Annotated in this window: 20 protein-coding genes; 9 read left to right on the plus strand and 11 right to left on the minus strand. The window is 41.3% G+C overall.

The window, feature by feature from the left end:
• Nucleotides 1-5: 5 nt before the first annotated feature.
• The 4 genes from ACW6QP_RS02875 to ACW6QP_RS02890 all read right to left on the minus strand — a co-directional run bounded on the left by ACW6QP_RS02875 (nucleotide 6) and on the right by ACW6QP_RS02890 (nucleotide 3,093).
• Nucleotides 6-746 (minus strand): isoprenyl transferase, encoded by a 741-nt coding sequence (locus ACW6QP_RS02875; RefSeq protein WP_457909326.1) that lies wholly within the window; start codon nucleotides 744-746, stop codon nucleotides 6-8.
• Between the two features lies 1 nt (nucleotide 747).
• Entirely contained in the window at nucleotides 748-1,449 is a 702-nt protein-coding gene (gene porG, locus ACW6QP_RS02880; RefSeq protein WP_457909327.1) for a type IX secretion system protein PorG, read from the minus strand.
• A gap of 100 nt (nucleotides 1,450-1,549) precedes the next feature.
• Nucleotides 1,550-2,434 (minus strand): NAD kinase, encoded by an 885-nt coding sequence (locus ACW6QP_RS02885; protein ID WP_457909328.1) that lies wholly within the window; start codon nucleotides 2,432-2,434, stop codon nucleotides 1,550-1,552.
• 2 nt (nucleotides 2,435-2,436) lie between these two features.
• Complete coding sequence (locus tag ACW6QP_RS02890) at nucleotides 2,437-3,093, minus strand: CBS domain-containing protein (RefSeq protein ID WP_457909420.1); 657 nt, start codon at nucleotides 3,091-3,093, stop codon at nucleotides 2,437-2,439.
• Between the two features lie 89 nt (nucleotides 3,094-3,182).
• On the opposite strand from ACW6QP_RS02890, the gene ACW6QP_RS02895 reads away from it, so the two are divergent.
• The 8 genes from ACW6QP_RS02895 (at nucleotide 3,183) to clpX (ending at nucleotide 11,504) form a co-directional block, all read left to right on the plus strand.
• The gene (locus ACW6QP_RS02895) at nucleotides 3,183-3,896 is read left to right on the plus strand and encodes a pyridoxine 5'-phosphate synthase (RefSeq protein ID WP_457909329.1); all 714 of its coding nucleotides are present in this window, start codon (nucleotides 3,183-3,185) and stop codon (nucleotides 3,894-3,896) included.
• 5 nt (nucleotides 3,897-3,901) lie between these two features.
• Nucleotides 3,902-4,663: an alpha/beta fold hydrolase gene (locus tag ACW6QP_RS02900; RefSeq protein ID WP_457909330.1), complete on the plus strand. Its 762-nt coding sequence runs from the start codon at nucleotides 3,902-3,904 to the stop codon at nucleotides 4,661-4,663.
• Between the two features lie 119 nt (nucleotides 4,664-4,782).
• The gene (locus tag ACW6QP_RS02905) at nucleotides 4,783-6,033 is read left to right on the plus strand and encodes an OmpP1/FadL family transporter (RefSeq protein ID WP_457909331.1); all 1,251 of its coding nucleotides are present in this window, start codon (nucleotides 4,783-4,785) and stop codon (nucleotides 6,031-6,033) included.
• Nucleotides 6,034-6,044: 11 nt separating this feature from the next.
• On the plus strand, nucleotides 6,045-7,616 hold the full coding sequence (locus ACW6QP_RS02910; RefSeq protein ID WP_457909332.1) for a G-D-S-L family lipolytic protein: 1,572 nt from the start codon (nucleotides 6,045-6,047) through the stop codon (nucleotides 7,614-7,616).
• 90 nt (nucleotides 7,617-7,706) lie between these two features.
• A complete protein-coding gene (locus ACW6QP_RS02915; protein ID WP_457909333.1) occupies nucleotides 7,707-8,048 on the plus strand; it encodes a phage holin family protein in 342 nt (113 codons plus the stop codon).
• Between the two features lie 86 nt (nucleotides 8,049-8,134).
• The gene (gene tig / locus ACW6QP_RS02920; RefSeq protein ID WP_457909334.1) at nucleotides 8,135-9,457 is read left to right on the plus strand and encodes a trigger factor; all 1,323 of its coding nucleotides are present in this window, start codon (nucleotides 8,135-8,137) and stop codon (nucleotides 9,455-9,457) included.
• A 97-nt stretch (nucleotides 9,458-9,554) separates the two neighbouring features.
• On the plus strand, nucleotides 9,555-10,235 hold the full coding sequence (gene clpP, locus ACW6QP_RS02925) for an ATP-dependent Clp endopeptidase proteolytic subunit ClpP (RefSeq protein WP_457909335.1): 681 nt from the start codon (nucleotides 9,555-9,557) through the stop codon (nucleotides 10,233-10,235).
• Nucleotides 10,236-10,271: 36 nt separating this feature from the next.
• Nucleotides 10,272-11,504 carry an ATP-dependent Clp protease ATP-binding subunit ClpX gene (clpX, locus tag ACW6QP_RS02930; RefSeq protein ID WP_457909336.1) on the plus strand — a complete coding sequence of 411 codons (1,233 nt, stop codon included), beginning with the start codon at nucleotides 10,272-10,274 and terminating at the stop codon, nucleotides 11,502-11,504.
• Between the two features lie 73 nt (nucleotides 11,505-11,577).
• Here the strand turns inward: clpX and ACW6QP_RS02935 are convergent, their stop codons facing one another.
• The 7 genes from ACW6QP_RS02935 to ACW6QP_RS02965 form a co-directional block, all read right to left on the minus strand.
• Nucleotides 11,578-12,159, minus strand: a complete 582-nt coding sequence (locus tag ACW6QP_RS02935) for a DUF1989 domain-containing protein (protein WP_457909337.1) — start codon at nucleotides 12,157-12,159, stop codon at nucleotides 11,578-11,580.
• Complete coding sequence (locus ACW6QP_RS02940) at nucleotides 12,149-12,754, minus strand: FMN-binding negative transcriptional regulator (RefSeq protein ID WP_457909338.1); 606 nt, start codon at nucleotides 12,752-12,754, stop codon at nucleotides 12,149-12,151. Before ACW6QP_RS02940 ends, ACW6QP_RS02935 begins: the two co-directional genes overlap by 11 nt.
• A 4-nt stretch (nucleotides 12,755-12,758) precedes the next feature.
• Nucleotides 12,759-13,451: a guanitoxin biosynthesis heme-dependent pre-guanitoxin N-hydroxylase GntA gene (gntA, locus tag ACW6QP_RS02945; RefSeq protein WP_457909339.1), complete on the minus strand. Its 693-nt coding sequence runs from the start codon at nucleotides 13,449-13,451 to the stop codon at nucleotides 12,759-12,761.
• 92 nt (nucleotides 13,452-13,543) lie between these two features.
• A complete protein-coding gene (locus ACW6QP_RS02950) occupies nucleotides 13,544-13,816 on the minus strand; it encodes a SemiSWEET family sugar transporter (RefSeq protein WP_457909340.1) in 273 nt (90 codons plus the stop codon).
• The gene (locus tag ACW6QP_RS02955) at nucleotides 13,816-14,340 is read right to left on the minus strand and encodes a DUF421 domain-containing protein (RefSeq protein ID WP_457909341.1); all 525 of its coding nucleotides are present in this window, start codon (nucleotides 14,338-14,340) and stop codon (nucleotides 13,816-13,818) included. Before ACW6QP_RS02955 ends, ACW6QP_RS02950 begins: the two co-directional genes overlap by 1 nt.
• Nucleotides 14,341-14,350: 10 nt before the next feature.
• Nucleotides 14,351-15,550, minus strand: coding sequence for an NAD(P)/FAD-dependent oxidoreductase (locus tag ACW6QP_RS02960; protein WP_457909342.1), 1,200 nt, complete (start codon nucleotides 15,548-15,550; stop codon nucleotides 14,351-14,353).
• A 12-nt stretch (nucleotides 15,551-15,562) separates the two neighbouring features.
• Complete coding sequence (locus ACW6QP_RS02965; RefSeq protein ID WP_457909343.1) at nucleotides 15,563-16,411, minus strand: SDR family oxidoreductase; 849 nt, start codon at nucleotides 16,409-16,411, stop codon at nucleotides 15,563-15,565.
• 137 nt (nucleotides 16,412-16,548) lie between these two features.
• Here ACW6QP_RS02965 and ACW6QP_RS02970 point away from each other — a divergent pair, with 137 nt between their 5' ends.
• The gene (locus tag ACW6QP_RS02970; RefSeq protein WP_457909344.1) at nucleotides 16,549-17,238 is read left to right on the plus strand and encodes a glycerophosphodiester phosphodiesterase; all 690 of its coding nucleotides are present in this window, start codon (nucleotides 16,549-16,551) and stop codon (nucleotides 17,236-17,238) included.
• Nucleotides 17,239-17,244: the final 6 nt, after the last annotated feature.

The following is a 17,244-nucleotide window of genomic DNA, read 5'->3' on the forward strand; positions in this document are numbered from 1 at the left end:
AAAGGCTAACTAAGTTGCTCACTGGTTTTTCCAAATCGTCTTTCTCGGTTTTGATAGTTATAAACGGCCTCGTATAGATTTTCTTTTCTGAAATCGGGCCATAAGATGTTTGTAAAATATAATTCGGCATAAGCGATTTGCCACAATAGGAAATTGCTTATGCGTTGTTCCCCGCTGGTTCTAATCAATAGATCTACATCGGGTAAATTTTGGGTGTAAAGATGCTGATTAATAACCGATTCGTCAATAGAATCGGGAGATAATTCGCCAGATTTAACTTTGCCGGCTATTTGCTTTACGCAGCTGGTAATTTCTTCTCTTGAGCCATAGCTAAGAGCCAGGCTAAGGGTCATTCTTTTATTGGAACTGGTTTTGTCGATAACTTCCTGCAGTTCTTTATAAGCTTTCTTCGGAAGGTTCTCTAACCTGCCAATTGCAGTAAGCCTTATATCGTTATCCTGAAGGGTTTTTAGTTCTTTTTTTAAACTGGAAACCAGTAACCGCATCAGGGTGTTGACTTCAAGTTTGGGGCGGTTCCAGTTTTCGGTAGAAAAAGCGTATAAACTAAGATTTTCAATTCCTAGTTCGGCTGAAGCTTCTACCACGTCTCTTACAGCTTTGGTACCTTCTTCGTGACCTGCGACCCTCATAAATCCTTTTTGTTTAGCCCATCTTCCGTTGCCATCCATAATAATGGCCAGGTGTTTGGGTAATCTTTTAAGATCTATGTTTTCTTTAAAATTCATATTAAAAACGACTGTAACAGGGTTTTCTTCCCCAGGAAAAAGTGAAATTTACTCCGGTAAAGATATACCAATCGTTGGTATTTCTATTTCCAAACTCTATTGTGGGATCGCGTGTGCCTAAAAATTCTTCAGGCCAGCTGCCATCCAGGTTATCGGTAAAGGTATAACGGGCTCCAATTTCAAAACCCCCTACTATATGTTTTGTAATGCTTTCTTTATATCCAAAAATTATGGGGATGGCGAAGGAGTAATTAGATCCTTCATTCACCATGGGGTTAGAGGTTCCGTTTTTAAGGTAAACGTGATCTGCTCTAAAATAGGTTAGTCCTGTATAGAGATAAGGAGTGCTTTGAGGATGCCCTTCGTGCAGGTCGAAATCCCAGAAATTGAATTCCACTCCCAGCGAGGCTTCAGCAATATTATTTTCAAAAGAATGGCCTCTTCTTACTCTCCTGGTTTCAGAAGAATTTGCATCGTCATCGGCAATTTCAGCATATTTTAGAGAAAGTCTGAAGGCGTGACGCGGGCTGCGGTTCCATTTGGCAATTAGGCCACCTACCAACCGATTAGGGAAAATGTAATTCCCTCTACCCACATCTCCAATATAATTTGCGCCACCAACAAAAGGCCCCATCTCAAAGGTCTGGGATTGTGTATTAAGCGTAAAAATAAACATGAAAGCAATAGCCGTTAGGTACCTCATAGGTTTTCAAAAGTTTGCAAATATAACAATTAAGTTTGCTCTGCAATAATTTGAGCAGAATTGTACATTTTCATAAACAGTTTTCTCAGACTTTTATTGCTTAATTGCGTTTATCTTCACCCCAAAGCAGTTTTTTTCGTAGGGTTTGCAAAAAACTATCACCTTTTAATTCCACAAAATTGATGGTAAAGGGGGCTTTTTTAATGATGATTTCGGTATTGGTGTGTAGGGTAGCTATGCGGGAGTCCATCGAAACCAAGTGATGTTCTTCCCGTCCCGAAACCTTTAGGGTAATGGTGGTGTTGTCTTTTATTACTAATGGTCGTGCATTTAAATTATGCGGTGCAATGGGGGTGATCACCAGGGAATCTACATCGGGGGTGATTACAGGGCCACCGCAGCTTAAAGAATATCCGGTAGAACCTGTTGGGGTACTAATAATCAGGCCGTCGGCCCAATAGGAGGTTAAATACTGCCCATCCAGCCAGGTGTCTACGGTGATCATCGAGGTGGTGTTCTTACGGCTAACCGCAATTTCATTTAAGGCCACATTTTTAAAAACGGGATCGGCACTTTGCGGGTTGGTGCTGATGTCCAAAACACTACGCCGGGAAATGCTGTATTTTCCTTCGAGAATTTTATGGAGGTTATCTTTCACCTCTTCCTTTTGCATGGTGGCTAAAAATCCCAGGCGGCCCGTGTTAATTCCAACAATGGGAATGTCGTGATTGCGAATAAAATTGATGGATTTTAAAATAGTACCATCCCCGCCAATACAGAAGAATAAAGCATAAGAACTATCGAGTTCCTCAAAGGTTCTAAAATGGCTGTATTCTTTTTTAATGGTTTTGTTGAGGTTGATTAACTCCAGGAATTTCTCTTCGATAATTACTTCAACATTTTCCTGATCGAGCAATTCCAGCAACTCGGCTATATATTTCCCGGCATTGGGGTGGTAAAATTGACCATATATACCAATTTTCATCTCTAGATGTTCAAGTATTTGTCCAGGTATTTAGACCTGTCTTTTAAATTTTTGGCAAAATTATCTTCCTGGTGTTCAGAAATTATATTGTATCCATATCTCCTGAAACTCTGTATGATCTCATTTAGTCCCGAAGGCGTAAGCTTCAGAGTTATCTGCGCCATGTCATTTTCGATTTTTGATACAAGAGCGCCCAGAAGATGCGTGTTATTTGACTCTACAATTTGACTAATTTCGCTGAACGAGTAATCTTTAAAGCCCTTTTCGATCACCAAAATATTTCCGGCTTCACTTAGAAAAGTAGTCTCGTTAAAAAGGTTTATAATTTCGCCTAATTCGATATATCCTAAATACTTATTTTCCTCATTAAGTACCGGAAGAATATTGGTGTTGTTTTGTGCGAAAATTTCAAGAACATCCAGCCAATAGGCGCCTTCTCTCGCGAAAAAGCCTTCTAGCGCATATTGGTAGTCTTCAATTTTTTTGGAAGTTTCAAAGCATCGCGCGTCATTTTCAGAAATACATCCCATATAAATCCCATTATTCTCTACAGGAAGATGGGTGTAGGTGAGTTGGCTGAAAATCTCCTGCAAGCTTTCAATGCTTTCACTGAATTTTCTTATTTCAACATCATTAATAATATGTGCTTCAATGCTCATAAATCGGGCTTCTTGTTGCTGCAAATTAATCAAAATAAAATTCATCCCGGCAGTCACAAGTTTGTATTTTTGTTATCAAAGCCAATATTATGACCAAACTTAGCGTAAACATCAATAAAATAGCCACGCTGCGTAATGCCAGAGGTGGTGATATTCCCAATGTGGTGAAGGTTGCCCGGGATATTGAATCTTTCGGTGCCCAGGGCATCACCGTGCATCCCCGGCCAGATGAGCGACATATTCGTTATAACGATGTGAGAGATCTCAAACCTGTTTTAAAAACCGAATTTAATATTGAAGGAAACCCGGTTTCTAAATTTATAAACCTGGTCCTTGAGACTAAACCCGCACAGGTAACTCTGGTGCCCGATGCTGAAGATGCTATAACATCAAATGCAGGTTGGGATACCTTAAAACACGCCGATTATCTTAAGGAGGTGATTTCAGAATTTAAAAAGAAAGGGATAAGAACCTCGATTTTCGTGGATCCCGATCTTAAAATGGTAGAAGCGGCGGCCGATACCGGGACAGATCGCATTGAGCTTTATACCGAATCTTATGCGCAGGACTTTGCAAAAGGCCATAAAGAAACCGTAGAAATTTATGCTGAATGCGCCAAACTCGCGCATAATCTTGGAATGGGAGTAAATGCCGGTCACGATCTTTCCCTTGAAAATATCCGATTTTTTAAAGAAAACGTACCTCATTTAGCCGAAGTCTCTATTGGTCACGCCCTGATTTCTGAGGCGCTTTACCTGGGGCTGGAGAAAACCATCGCCGAGTACCTTAAACTTCTGAAATAAATTTTATGCAATTACATTCAAATATTGTTGGAGAAGGCCAGCCTTTCGTAATCCTTCACGGCTTCCTGGGAATGGGCGATAACTGGAAAACCCTGGGAACTAAATTTTCTGAACTTGGCTATCAGGTTCATATGCTGGACCAGCGTAATCACGGTAAAAGTCCGCATAGCGATGAATTTAGCTATGACCTCCTTGCGGCCGATTTGGTAGCATACTGTGAGCAACATAATTTAAAAAACATCATTCTCCTCGGGCATTCGATGGGAGGGAAAACCGCGATGCTGGCAGCTGCCAATAATCCCGATTTGATTGAAAAATTAATCGTTGTAGATATTGCACCTAAATATTATGAGCCACACCATCAGCAAATCCTGGAAGGACTAACGGCTTTAGATAAGGCAAATTTAAGCTCCCGCCGAGAGGCCGATAAGTTGCTTTCAGAATTTATTTCCAATAAAGGAATTCGGTTGTTTCTGCTGAAGAACCTCGAAAGAGAAAGTCAGAAAAAACTGGTTTTGAAAGTAAACCTTTCAGCCTTAAAGAAGAATATCGAAAATGTTGGTGAAGCCCTTCCGCAGGAGAAATCTTATGAAGGTCCTGTGCTATTCATTCGGGGTGCCAATAGCGATTACATCACCAAAGAAGATGAATCTGATATCAAAAATCAATTTCCCGAAGCTCAAATTGTGACTATAGAAAACGCCGGGCATTGGGTGCACGCCGAAAATATGGAAGCCTTTTACGATGCGGTAGAGAGCTTTCTTTAATTTCTTCTTAATTTGCTATGTACGCATAATAAATTCGTCTGTTTTGTTGCGTATTTTTTAATTTATGCTAATTTTGAGCTAAGATTTTTATCAATTTAAATATTAACCCATTCTACATTATGAAAAAATTACTACTGCTAAGTATGTTTGGTTTGGCCTGTGCCGTAACCTACGCAGGTGGATACAGAGTTGGCTTACAGGGTCAGCGCTCGCTTGCAATGGGACATACCGGGGTTGCCATGGTCAACAATGCTGAAATTGCATTTTTTAATCCGGCAGGTCTTGCGCATCTTGAAAACAAAATAAATGTTGCCGTTGGGGCCAGTGCCGTTTTTTCGGATGTGGTTTGGCAAAATGAACAAACCGGGGAGATCTATAGAACCGATAGTTCTGTAGGTACGCCTTTTTACGCCTATTTTTCCTATAAATTAAGCGAACGTTTCTCTCTTGGCTTTGCAGCCTATACTCCCTACGGAAGTGGGGTTGAATGGCCTACCGATTGGGCCGGGTCTCACCTGGTAAACAATATAGACTTACAGGCTATCTATTTTCAGGCTTTAGCTTCTTATAAGATTACAGATTGGGCCAGCATTGGTGGTGGACCTATCTATGTAAATGGATCGGTTAACTTTAACCGAAACCTTACCCGTTCACTTACCGATATTGAAGGGAATCGTGCCAACGTAACTGCCGATGCGAGTGGTGTAAGCGCCTTTGGATGGTCGGCTGGAGCTATGTTTACTCCTACCGAAAGCCTGACTCTTGGTGTAAACTATCGTTCAGAAATTATTATGGATGCCGAAGATGGCGAGGCAACTTTCCAGAACATTCCCAATTCGCCATTAACTCCCTTTCAGAATTCAGCATTTACTGCTTCCCTGCCATTGCCAGCCGAATTATCGATTGGGGCGTCGTATGAATTTAAAGACAAATGGTTGTTCGCCTTCGATTACAACCGCACTTACTGGGATGTATATGAATCCCTGGACCTAAATTTTGCCAATGCAAATATTCCAGATTCTAACAACCCAAGAAATTATAAAAATTCGTCTACCTACAGATTCGGAATGCAGTACCTGGCCAACGAAATGTTTACTCTTCGGGTGGGATATTACTTTGATGAATCTCCGGTACAATCAGGATATTTTGCGCCTGAAACTCCTCGAAATGACGCCCAGGGTTTCACCGGCGGGTTGTCATTAAATATCAGCGACAAACTGGCGATTGATGCTTCTTTCCTGTATAACCGATATAAGGAGGTGAATGAATCTTACGATCATTATTTCGAAGATGGGGTTCGGGTACCTTTTAGAGGAACTTACAAATCAAGCGCCTTTATTCCCGGACTAGGTGTGACTTACAAATTATAATTCATCAAATCATGAAACAATATATTAAATATATAGCAGTATCTGCATTAGCCGTAGGATTATATTCCTGCGAGCCCGAGTTGGATAACCCGGTAGATGAACCAGGCTTTTACAGCAATGGTCAGGCCGATTTTTCTAATTATGTTGCCCTTGGAAATTCACTTACCGCAGGTTATGCCGATGGAGCCCTTTATATCACCGGGCAGGAAAATTCCTATCCCAATATCCTGGCAAATCAGTTTGCCAAAACCCAGGATGTAAATGAATTCAGAATTCCTTACGTAAGTGATAATACCGGTGGTCTTCTTTTGGGCGGAAATGTAATTGCTCAAAACCGCTTTGTGCTTGCCGTGGGAGCCGATGGCAACCCCGGGCCTCAGCGTTATACCGGAGCCCAACCTACTACCGAGGTGTCCAATACTCTTGAAGGCCCATTTAATAATATGGGAGTACCCGGTGCAAAAAGTTTTCACCTGGTTGCTCCTGGTTACGGGAATATTCAGGGGGTAGCTACCGGTGCCGCCAATCCCTATTTTGCAAGATTTGCTTCTTCGGGGCAGGCTACTGTTTTAGAAGATGCCCTGGCGCAGGACCCTACTTTCTTTAGCCTCTGGATAGGAAATAACGATGTGCTTTCTTTCGCAACTTCTGGAGGTGTAGGGGTAGATCAAACCAATAATACCGATCCTTCTACCTATGGACCAAACGATATTACCGATCCCAACGTATTTGGTTCGGTTTATATGAATATGGTAAACGCTCTTAGCGCCAGTACCTCTGGTGGGGTGTTGATCAATATTCCAGATGTGACCTCAATTCCTTATTTCACTACGGTTCCAAATAATGCTTTAGAGCTTGATGCTGCAACTGCAGGCCAACTTACCGCATTTTTTGGAGCGGTATCGCAGGTCTTTGCCGGCGGATTAATGCAACAGGGAGTTCCGCAGGAGCAGGCTATGATGATGGCTTCTCAATATGCGCTTACTTTTAATGAGGGACCTAACAGATTTGTAATCGATGTGGAACCTACTCAAATGAATCCGCTTGGATTTAGACAAATGACCGAAGATGAGTTGTTGTTGCTAACCATTAACCAATCGGCCCTGAGACAGGGATATGGTTCAGTGCAAATGAGCGATGCTGTAATGCAGGTGTTGGGAACCTTACAGGCAGGAGGCACTCCAAGCCAGGAACAGGTAGATACTCTTTTTGGTGCAGTAGCCGGGCTTGACGATGCCGATGTTTTAGATCGGGATGAAATTCAAATGATTAGAAATGCTACTTCGGCCTATAACCAAACTATTGCTGCCCTTGCTCAGGCTAATGGCCTGGCTCACGTAGATGCCAATGCGCTGCTTAACCAGTTGAATGAAGGAGGTATTCCATTCGATGGGGGTACAATTACTTCAACCTTCGCTACCGGGGGCGCAATTTCTCTTGATGGAATTCACCTAACTCCAAGAGGAAATGCAGTGATTTCCAACGCGATTATTGAAGAAATTAACGATACTTATAATGCATCGGTGCCTCAGGTTAATCCCGGAAATTACGGGACTATAACCTTGGATAATGATGTAAGATAAAGGCTGAAAAATACAAACCTGATTTTTGAAACGCCGGATAATTCCGGCGTTTTTTGTATACTTATATCACTAAACCAACCAACTAATATTATGAATTTCATTCTTCGAATTTTATTGACTGCGCTTGCCGTGGTGATTCTGGCTAAGGTGCTTCCGGGAGTAAGTGTAGATGGCTATGTTACCGCAATAATAGTCGCGCTGGTCCTGGCCTTGTTGAATTTACTGGTAAAACCTGTTCTTGTTCTGCTAACACTACCGGTAACCATACTCACCCTGGGGCTTTTTCTCCTGGTCATCAATGCTATAATCATCCTTCTTGCCGATACCTTTGTAGGCGGGTTTGGAGTGAGTGGCTTTCTAATGGCTATTATTTTTAGTCTCTTGTTATCCCTGTTTCAGTCTTTGCTTTTTTCGCTTTTGGGAAAAGATTAGAATCGCTCTGAAATTCAGCAATTTGATACTTTGCGGGCTTGGGAAAAAAGTGTAATTTTGCACTCCAATTTTTATAACAAGTCAAGATGAATATTACCAGAGAGAATATTGATGAGCTGAATGCGGTAGTAAAAGTAGATATCGCAAAAGACGACTATGCACCAAAAGTAGAAAAGATACTTAAAGATTACCGTAAAAATGCCAATATTCCCGGCTTTAGAAAAGGTCACGTACCTATGGGGATGGTAAAAAAGCAATACGGGCAGGCAGTTTTGGTAGACGAAGTGAACAAACTGCTTCAGGATGCTTTAAATAAATACCTTACCGAAGAAAAACTCGATGTTCTTGGAAATCCTATTCCCAGAGAGCAGGAAGATTTTAACTGGGATAAAGAAGATTACAGCTTTGAATTTGAATTGGGCCTTGCTCCGGAATTTGACGTAAACCTGGATCTTAAAAAGCCGGTAACCCGTTATAATATTGTTGCCGATGATGCTACTATCGATAAGCAGGTAGAAAATATTCAGAAGCAATATGGTAAAATTGTTACCAAAGATGTAGCTGAAGAAGGAGATATCGTTGCCGGAACTTTTAAAAATGAAGAAGAAGGTATCGATAATCAAAGCAGTATCGAGCTTGAAAAAATAAAAGGCAAGCGAAACCTCAATAAGTTTGTAGGAGCTAAAGTTGGTGATACCATCACCCTAAAAACTAAAGGTCTTTTTAAAGATGAGCAGGAACTTGTAAGCCAATTAAAAATAGAGCAGGAGAAAGCTCAGGATCTGGATATTGAAGTAGAGTTCACTGTTTCTGAAATCAGCAAGAGAGAATTGGCCGATCTTGACCAGGGATTATTCGACAAGCTTTTCGGAAAAGATGAGGTAAAGAGCGTTACCGAATTAAAAGAAAAGATCAAAGAAGATGCTGAAAAGCAATTCGTACAGCAAAGCGATCAGCAGTTGATGAACGATGTGACCGAAGCTTTGATCGAAACTACAAAATTCGATCTTCCAAAGGAATTTCTTCAAAAATGGATTCGTACAGTAGGTGAGAAACCTCTTACAGAAGAAGAGGCTGTTGAAGAGTATGAAAAGAGCGAAAAAGGATTACGCTACCAGTTAATTGAAGGAAAAATCATTAAAGACAACGGTCTTGAAGTGAATTTTGAAGATCTTAAAGCATTTGCTCACAGCAAAATTAAAGAGCAAATGGCCCAGTTTGGTCAAATGAATCCTTCAGAAAAAGAACTGGATGATATCACTGCCAGAATTCTTTCAAATCAGGATGAAGTAAAACGTCTTTCTGAGCAACTTATGAATGAAAAACTTCTTGATTTCTATAAGGAAAATATGAAATTTGAAGAGAAAGAAGTGACTTACGAAGATTTCGTGAAAGAGATTTATCAATAGGCCTTTTTATAATTTATTACCTATATTTAAGGCGTTAAACCGTATGGAATAACGCCTTTTTTTGATGAAAAAGGTTACTTTTAAATAAAAAATATTAATGGATTTCGGAAAAGAATTTGAAAAATACGCTATAAAAGAGCACGGGATTAACAGCAACTACTACGGTAAAATTGTTAGTTCATTAACCCCGGTGGGAATGACCCCAAATATTATTGAAGAAAGGCAGATGAATGCCGTGGCGATGGATGTATTTTCCCGCCTTATGATGGATCGCATTATCTTTTTGGGAACCCAAATCAACGACCAGGTAGCCAATATCGTGCAGGCACAGTTATTGTTTTTGGAAAGCACCGATGCCTCTAAAGATATCCAGATTTATATCAATTCTCCGGGAGGTAGTGTATATGCCGGCCTGGGAATTTACGATACCATGCAATTCATCAAACCCGATGTGGCTACCATTTGTACAGGAATGGCTGCCTCTATGGGAGCGGTTCTTTTATGTGCCGGGGAAAAAGGAAAACGCAGTGGTTTACCTCATTCCAGGGTGATGATTCATCAGCCTTTAGGAGGTGCTCAGGGGCAGGCGAGCGATATAGAAATTACTGCCCGTGAGATCCTTACCCTTAAAAAGGAACTGTACCAGATAATTGCCAAGCACAGTGGGCAATCTTATGAAAAGATTGAAAACGATAGTGATCGTGATTACTGGATGAAAGCCGAAGCGGCAAAGGAATACGGAATGATTGACGAGATTTTAACGAGAGAGGATAAATAATTTTGGCGGGGAGTTCCCTGCCGTAAATTAAAAAGAATGGCGAAAGAAGAATTAGAATGTTCCTTTTGTGGAAGAAAAAAACCTGAAACCCATCTGCTAATCGCAGGGCTCGATGCCCATATTTGTGACCGGTGTATCGAACAGGCTCACGGGATTGTTCTGGAAGAACTGAAGCAGGAAGGCAATAAAGACCTGTCTTCAGATCTTATGCTTAGCAAACCCCGGGTGATCAAAGATTTTCTTGATCAATATGTGATAGGGCAGGAAGCCACTAAGAAAGTAATGTCGGTAGCGGTTTACAATCACTATAAGCGATTATTGCAGCCTAAAAGTGAAGATGATGTTGAAATTCAAAAAAGTAACATCATCATGGTAGGAGAAACCGGAACCGGGAAAACTCTTATCGCAAAAACCATTGCCAAGATGCTAAACGTGCCTTTGGCTATTGTAGATGCAACAGTACTTACCGAAGCAGGTTATGTTGGGGAAGATGTTGAAGGGATTTTAACCCGCCTGTTACAGGCCGCCGATTATAATGTTGAAAAGGCGCAACGCGGGATCGTTTTCATCGATGAGATCGATAAAATTGCCCGTAAGAGCGACAATCCATCCATAACCCGCGATGTGTCGGGAGAAGGTGTGCAGCAGGCACTATTAAAACTTCTTGAAGGAACCACCGTTAATGTGCCGCCAAAAGGAGGGCGTAAGCATCCCGATCAAAAATTTATCGAGGTAGATACCGAAAATATTCTGTTTATCGCCGGTGGAGCTTTTGATGGGATTGAAAGAAACATCAGCAAGCGTTTGAATATGCAGGCGGTTGGTTTCAGCGCTTCCAAGGGAGATAAGCATATTGAAAGAACCAATTTGCTAAAGTATATCATTCCGAAAGATTTAAAAGATTTCGGGCTTATTCCTGAGATCATCGGTCGTCTTCCGGCACTTACCTATATGAATCCATTAGATAAGGAAACCCTTCGTGCGATCCTTACCGAACCTAAGAATGCCATCGTAAAACAATATCAGAAATTATTTGAAATGGACGATATTGAATTCGAAATGACGCCAGATGCTTTAGATTATATCGTTGAAAAAGCAGTAGAATACAAGCTTGGTGCCCGGGGCTTAAGATCGCTTTGCGAAGCCATCTTAACCGATGCCATGTTTGAGCTTCCCGATAGCGATGAATCACAATTAATTGTAGATAGGGAATATGCCGAGAAAAAACTGGCAAAATCTACCATAAATAAGCTTAAAGCAGTCTCATAGGCAGTTAAGTTATAAAAATTGAAAAAGCCATCTTTCGGGATGGCTTTTTGTTTTTTGAAGAATAAACTATTTTTTAGTCTAAAATCTCGTATTGTATAGGCTTAAAGCTCCCATTGTTGCTGTCTTCGGCCGAGCAGGCGGTAAGGCCTACAATAAGGTCCATTTCGGCTTTAAAAAGCACATAGTCTCCGGCTTTATTCAATGGAGGGTCCACGCTTAATTTTCCCCGTTCGTCGAACTGCACATTCATAAAAATATTGAAGGCCGTGGGAATATCATCTGGCTCTATTTTAAAGTCGGCTAAATTGCTGTAGAGATTTTCAAAACAGCTGGGGTGGTAACCTTTGTAATCATACATAATTTCAAAAGTTTCGGGGCTGCAGGGGGCCAGTAAAAAATCATTACGACCATTGGTGTCCTCGAGAATTTCCATCAATTTTTTGCTTCGGTTACTCCAGAGAAAATTTCCTTTTGAGATGAGTATGCTTTCCTCGAAGTCCAGGGTTTTTCCAGAAGATAGCTTCTCCCTTGGATCTTCTGCATTAAAAAGCACCATATCGCTTACCTGTTCGGCTTCCGGAGAAATTACCTTTAATTTTTGACCTTTTTTGATGCGGAAGGCCGCTCCGCTTTGTTTGGAAATATTATAAATCATGTTCTTTTTTAATTTGATTGCTCAAGGGGCAATTTCCTTGTTCGTTTAAATGCCTTATAACGCTGTCTACATCATCTTTATCGTAAGCCTGATGCAGTTTGGCCAGGGCCTCAATTTTTATGGGTTCACACCAAAATCCTGTGATAAGTGGTAGATGGTCTTCCAACATTTTCAGGGGAATATCTTCATACCATAACGGATTTTCCTGCTCCTTTTCAAATCTTTCTACCAGTTTTTTTAGCGAAGCTTCCAATTCTTCCCCGCTCTGCAATTTTATCCTTACATTGATATGCACCGCCGAATAATCCCAGGTACTTATATCTTTTTCCTTGTACCAGGAAGAGGAAACATAGCCCTGTGGTCCCTGGAAAATTAAAAGAGCTTCGGTGCCATCTTTTAGGTATTGATATTGTTCGTTATGATTGGCGATATGCCCAAAGAGTAAAAAATCTTCTGAAGTTCCTTCGGGAAGTACCGGGATATGCGTGGCCAGAATTCGTTCTCCATTTAAAACAAAGCTTGCGAATGGAAATTCCTTTATGAAATTGAAAATATAAGCTGAACCGGTTTTTTTATACTTCTTAGGTTGATACATCGGGCTAATTTTTCCCGTGAAGAAACGGACATTTCCATTCTTCTCCAACTTTTCTTCCGCTATATTGGCGGGCCTCGCTGTTGCTGCCAAAATCTTCGAGCATAGGGTTGATATTGCCCTGAAGTGCTTTATCGCGCTCCCTTATTTTATCTCTCACATTTTCGTAGGCCCCCATATCTCGTAATTTTTCAAATTGCCAATGCAAATTGAACGTGAGTGCGGGATACGGACTTTGCCTGGCTTTTCGGCTACTGTTAGGATGTAAGCCCACTACATAAAAGGCTTTTCCGGCAATACTAAAACTGAATTTATCGCTGTCTGGGTCTGAACTCACTTCGGGATCCCAGGGAGATGCATCGGCCTCGTGAATAAATTGTAACTGCTTCCAGAGCAAAGCTTCAAATTGCTCCTCACTAAAACCTTTTCTCTCGGGGAAAACCGCGATAAACGAATAGAAATCGTTCGAGGAAAAATCATAGTTTTCGATATAATTTTTTAGGTCTTTAAGTATTTTCCTGGCGGTTTGTAAGGAACCAAAATTTGAGTAGGAATGTATCTCGGCCTTATCCATACTAAACACGGTTTGGGCCATAAGACAGGGATGGTTATTTTCGAGAATAAATTCGCTAAATTCCTGATTTACTTTAGTTTCTTCAGAAAAAGCCGGTGGATTCTTTTTGTAATCAACTGCATTCATCTTTTTCGGATTTTCTATAAAAATACCACCTGCATATATGATGAAAAGGGCGTTTAAGAAGACTTTAATCTAATCTTAATACAGATTAACAGCTAATCTTTTCCTTTGGCTTTTCTATAACGAATCATAAGATAAAGCATCACTCCATTTAGTCCCAAAGAGACTCCATTTGTGGCGATTATCGGTAGGTCGTTTTGCGTAATTCCGTAGATTACCCATAGAAAAACCCCGAGAATCAAAATACTGAACATTCCCGGCGACACGTCTTCTACTTTTTTGGTTTTCCAGGCCTTTTTAATTTGCGGGATCACAGCCACCGTTGTACAAATTCCGGCAACCAGTCCCAGTACATCTGTCCAACTCATCAATTATGAATTACGTCGGTTAATAAATAATCTTCTAAAGAAATATTTTCATCATCGGTATGCAAGACCGAAATATCACCTGTGGTTTCAAAAACCACCGCTCTTACCTGGGAAAGCTGCAGGACGTTGGCTTCCCTGAGCTTCGATCGCAGATCGCCTTCGGTTACTCTGGCTTTCCGAAGATTTTCTTTTAGGATTTCCTGGTTTTTCATTAAGAGCAGGGGAGAATTGTCTATGGCTTCCTGAAAGATTTTGTACCGCCTAAAGAGGGCAGCTGTAATTTGTAATAAATAAACCGCGCCCAGGCCAACAATCCCTTCAACAAGGCTTACCGAAGATGATAAAATCGTGGTGGCAATTATTGAACCCACGGCCACGGTCATCGCAAAATCGAAGCTGGACATTTTCGAAAAACTGCGTTTCCCCGCTATGCGGGTAAAGAGAATTACAGCGAAATAAATTCCGGCTGCCGAAAGAAATATGGCCAGGGCCGAATTAAAACTAATTTCAAACCATTTATCCATAACTCTAATTTTATCGGTTAAACTTATAATATTCCAAATAGGGATGTGGTTCGTTTGCTAAGCTGGGGAGCAATGCCTGCATTCCCATTAGGCTAAAACTTATACCATTTCCTCCAAAACCCAAAATATAGTGTTCATTTTTGTCTGCCTCGGGTTTGCCCATATACGGAAGTCCGTCTTTGGTTTCTCCAAAAGTTCCCGCCCAGGAATAATCTGTGGTGAAATCCAATTGAGGAAAACACTTTTTAAAATCTTTCTGAAGTTGTTTTACTTTCTTCGGAAGCATCGCATCCCGGCTTTTCGCATTTTTAAAGGGAACATCGCCGCCACCCATTATGATGCGTTTTTCAGGAGTTCCCCGAAAATACAGATAAGGAGCATCGGTACTCCAAAAAATATGATCTTCAAAAGCCTTCGGGAAATCCCTGTAAACTTCAGATGCCATCGCAAAAGTGCTCTTAAGATCCACCACCTTTTCCTTCAGAGTTTCGGTGCTTTCATACCCGGTACAATGAATTATATTGCGAACGCTGAGCTTCAAATTATTTTTACAACGCACCTCCAGCAACTCCTTATTTGCCCTGATATCCTGGATTTCGGTGCGGTCAAAAACTTTAAGGCCTTTTTCACTGCAAGTATGAAGAAGATCGTTTGCCAATTTATAGGCATCTACCACCGCAGCGGTTTTTGATAAAATGGCCGCCCTGGCATCCAGACCCATCTCCAGCAGGTCTTCTTTTTCCAGCCATTCCACATCGAAGCCGTGTTCTCTGCGGCAGTCAAACTCTTTTTTTAGCCATTCGAGATCTTTTCTGTTTCGGCTGAAGTAAAGGCTCTTTTTAAATTCGAATCCGCAGTCGCTTTGCACTTCCTTTACAAGATTTTCCAAATCTTTAATCGCTTGCTCTCCCTTTTTATAACTTTCAACCGCGCAGGTGATTCCACGTTTTTCTATGAGTTCATATAAAGGCACATCTATTTCATATTGAAGCAAGGCTGTACTGGCTGCGGTACTGCCGCTGGCGATGTCGCGTTTGTCGATTAAGATGGCTTTTTTCCCGGCTTTAATAAGCCTGTATGCCATAAGCGCCCCGGTTATTCCCCCGCCGATGATCAAATTTTCGGCGGCCAGGTCTTCTTTTAAGGAAGGGTAGGAGTGTTCCAGGGAATTTTTAATTAACCAGTAAGGCTCGTTAGATCTCGTATTCATAAAATGCGAATTTTAACCTCCAATAATCTCACCTCCGTTTACGTGAATTACCTGCCCGGTAATATAACTGCTGTCCTCACTCGCCAGGAATACATAAGCTGGTGCAACTTCGCTGGGTTGCCCGGCACGTCCCATTGGAGTGTCCTGTCCAAAATCGGAAACATCATCAAAGGTAGCGGGAATTAGCGGTGTCCAGATTGGTCCCGGAGCCACTCCGTTTACCCGTATTTTTTTCTTTGCAAGCATTTTTGAAAGCGATCGGGTAAAGCTTACAATAGCTCCCTTTGTGCTCGAATAATCCAGTAAATGTTCGCTCCCCCGGTAAGCCGTAACCGAGGTAGTATTTATAATGCAACTTCCTTCCTTCATATGCTTCAGGGCTTCTTTGCCCACATAGAAATATGGATAAATATTGGTTTCGAAAGTCTCCTGGATCTGGTCAAAACTAATTTCCTGTATATCTTCTTTTGGAAATTGAACCGCGGCATTATTCACCAGGATATCGATTTTTTTAAATTCTGAAATAGTCTTTTGAATAATCTCCTGGCAAAATTCTTCTTTCTTCAGGTCTCCGCTCAAAATGAGGCACTGCCTGTTTTCTTTTTCTACCAGTTTTTTGGTTTCAAGAGCATCTTCATTTTCATTGAGATAAACTATCGCAATGTTGGCGCCTTCACGGGCAAAATGCACGGCAACACTGCGACCTATGCCGCTGTCACCTCCTGTGATAAGCGCCACCTTGTTTAATAACTTACCGCTGCCATTATAATTAGCTCTTATAATTTCGGGGGTGGGCTGCATTCTGTATTCGTCGCCCGGTTGCTGCTGGTTTTGTTCCGGAAATTTCTCTGGTTTACTCATTATTAGTCTGCTATGGTTAATAAGTAAATTTAAGAAAGCCTCCCGCTAAAGAAATGTTAAGTGCTTATAAGCCTTTCTAAAGATTGGGAAATCCGTTAAAAGAAAAATCATCTCTGCTAAATCTCTACATTTGTACGATGGAAAAATTTCTCAAAATCGGTCACAGAGGTGCCAAGGGTCATTTGGCAGAGAATACCCTTGAAAGTATTGCTGAAGCCTTAAAATTTAAGGTAGATGCCATAGAAATTGATGTGCACCAGTGTAAAACCGGGGAACTGGTAGTAATTCACGATTTCACTCTTGATCGCACGACCAATGGCAGCGGGGAGGTAGCTAAAAGAACCTGGACAGAGCTTAAGCAACTTCAGGTTGAGGGCCATTATAAAATTCCTTTGCTTACCGAAGTTTTGGAGCTAATCGAAGGGCGCTGTGATATCAATATCGAACTTAAAGGATTAAATACCGCCAAAGGCACCGCTCAAATCATTAAGGATCTGGTGGAAACCGGTAACTGGAATTACAACAATTTTATCGTTTCCAGCTTTCAGAAAAATGAATTATTTGAAATTAAAAAATTAGATGAAAATATTCCGCTGGCCGTTCTTAGTAAGGCCAGTGTTAGCGAAGCCATTGAATTAGGGAAATTGCTCAATGCGAGTGCCATTCATCCCTCGCTGGGGATCATCACCCGCGATAGCGTGAAACTCGCTCACCAGGCCGGGTTTAAAGTGAATGTTTGGACGGTGAATGAACCGGCCGATATCGCACGAATGAAAGAATTTGGTGTAGACGGAATTATTTCAGATTTTCCCGACCGACTCCTCTAAAGCTCA

Source organism: Salegentibacter haimaensis (genome assembly GCF_054121495.1).

What these genes read in the sequence shown, in the direction of transcription:
- clpP (WP_457909335.1), top strand. Translation starts at nt 9,555, where the DNA reads ATGGATTTCGGAAAAGAATTTGAAAAATACGCTATAAAAGAGCACGGG.
- ACW6QP_RS02955 (WP_457909341.1), bottom strand. Translation starts at nt 14,340, where the DNA reads ATGGATAAATGGTTTGAAATTAGTTTTAATTCGGCCCTGGCCATATTT.
- ACW6QP_RS02950 (WP_457909340.1), bottom strand. Translation starts at nt 13,816, where the DNA reads ATGAGTTGGACAGATGTACTGGGACTGGTTGCCGGAATTTGTACAACG.
- clpX (WP_457909336.1), top strand. Translation starts at nt 10,272, where the DNA reads ATGGCGAAAGAAGAATTAGAATGTTCCTTTTGTGGAAGAAAAAAACCT.
- ACW6QP_RS02885 (WP_457909328.1), bottom strand. Translation starts at nt 2,434, where the DNA reads ATGAAAATTGGTATATATGGTCAATTTTACCACCCCAATGCCGGGAAA.
- tig (WP_457909334.1), top strand. Translation starts at nt 8,135, where the DNA reads ATGAATATTACCAGAGAGAATATTGATGAGCTGAATGCGGTAGTAAAA.
- gntA (WP_457909339.1), bottom strand. Translation starts at nt 13,451, where the DNA reads ATGAATGCAGTTGATTACAAAAAGAATCCACCGGCTTTTTCTGAAGAA.
- ACW6QP_RS02915 (WP_457909333.1), top strand. Translation starts at nt 7,707, where the DNA reads ATGAATTTCATTCTTCGAATTTTATTGACTGCGCTTGCCGTGGTGATT.
- ACW6QP_RS02905 (WP_457909331.1), top strand. Translation starts at nt 4,783, where the DNA reads ATGAAAAAATTACTACTGCTAAGTATGTTTGGTTTGGCCTGTGCCGTA.
- ACW6QP_RS02935 (WP_457909337.1), bottom strand. Translation starts at nt 12,159, where the DNA reads ATGATTTATAATATTTCCAAACAAAGCGGAGCGGCCTTCCGCATCAAA.
- ACW6QP_RS02970 (WP_457909344.1), top strand. Translation starts at nt 16,549, where the DNA reads ATGGAAAAATTTCTCAAAATCGGTCACAGAGGTGCCAAGGGTCATTTG.
- ACW6QP_RS02940 (WP_457909338.1), bottom strand. Translation starts at nt 12,754, where the DNA reads ATGTATCAACCTAAGAAGTATAAAAAAACCGGTTCAGCTTATATTTTC.
- ACW6QP_RS02960 (WP_457909342.1), bottom strand. Translation starts at nt 15,550, where the DNA reads ATGAATACGAGATCTAACGAGCCTTACTGGTTAATTAAAAATTCCCTG.
- ACW6QP_RS02900 (WP_457909330.1), top strand. Translation starts at nt 3,902, where the DNA reads ATGCAATTACATTCAAATATTGTTGGAGAAGGCCAGCCTTTCGTAATC.
- ACW6QP_RS02890 (WP_457909420.1), bottom strand. Translation starts at nt 3,093, where the DNA reads ATGAGCATTGAAGCACATATTATTAATGATGTTGAAATAAGAAAATTC.
- ACW6QP_RS02875 (WP_457909326.1), bottom strand. Translation starts at nt 746, where the DNA reads ATGAATTTTAAAGAAAACATAGATCTTAAAAGATTACCCAAACACCTG.
- porG (WP_457909327.1), bottom strand. Translation starts at nt 1,449, where the DNA reads ATGAGGTACCTAACGGCTATTGCTTTCATGTTTATTTTTACGCTTAAT.
- ACW6QP_RS02910 (WP_457909332.1), top strand. Translation starts at nt 6,045, where the DNA reads ATGAAACAATATATTAAATATATAGCAGTATCTGCATTAGCCGTAGGA.
- ACW6QP_RS02965 (WP_457909343.1), bottom strand. Translation starts at nt 16,411, where the DNA reads ATGAGTAAACCAGAGAAATTTCCGGAACAAAACCAGCAGCAACCGGGC.
- ACW6QP_RS02895 (WP_457909329.1), top strand. Translation starts at nt 3,183, where the DNA reads ATGACCAAACTTAGCGTAAACATCAATAAAATAGCCACGCTGCGTAAT.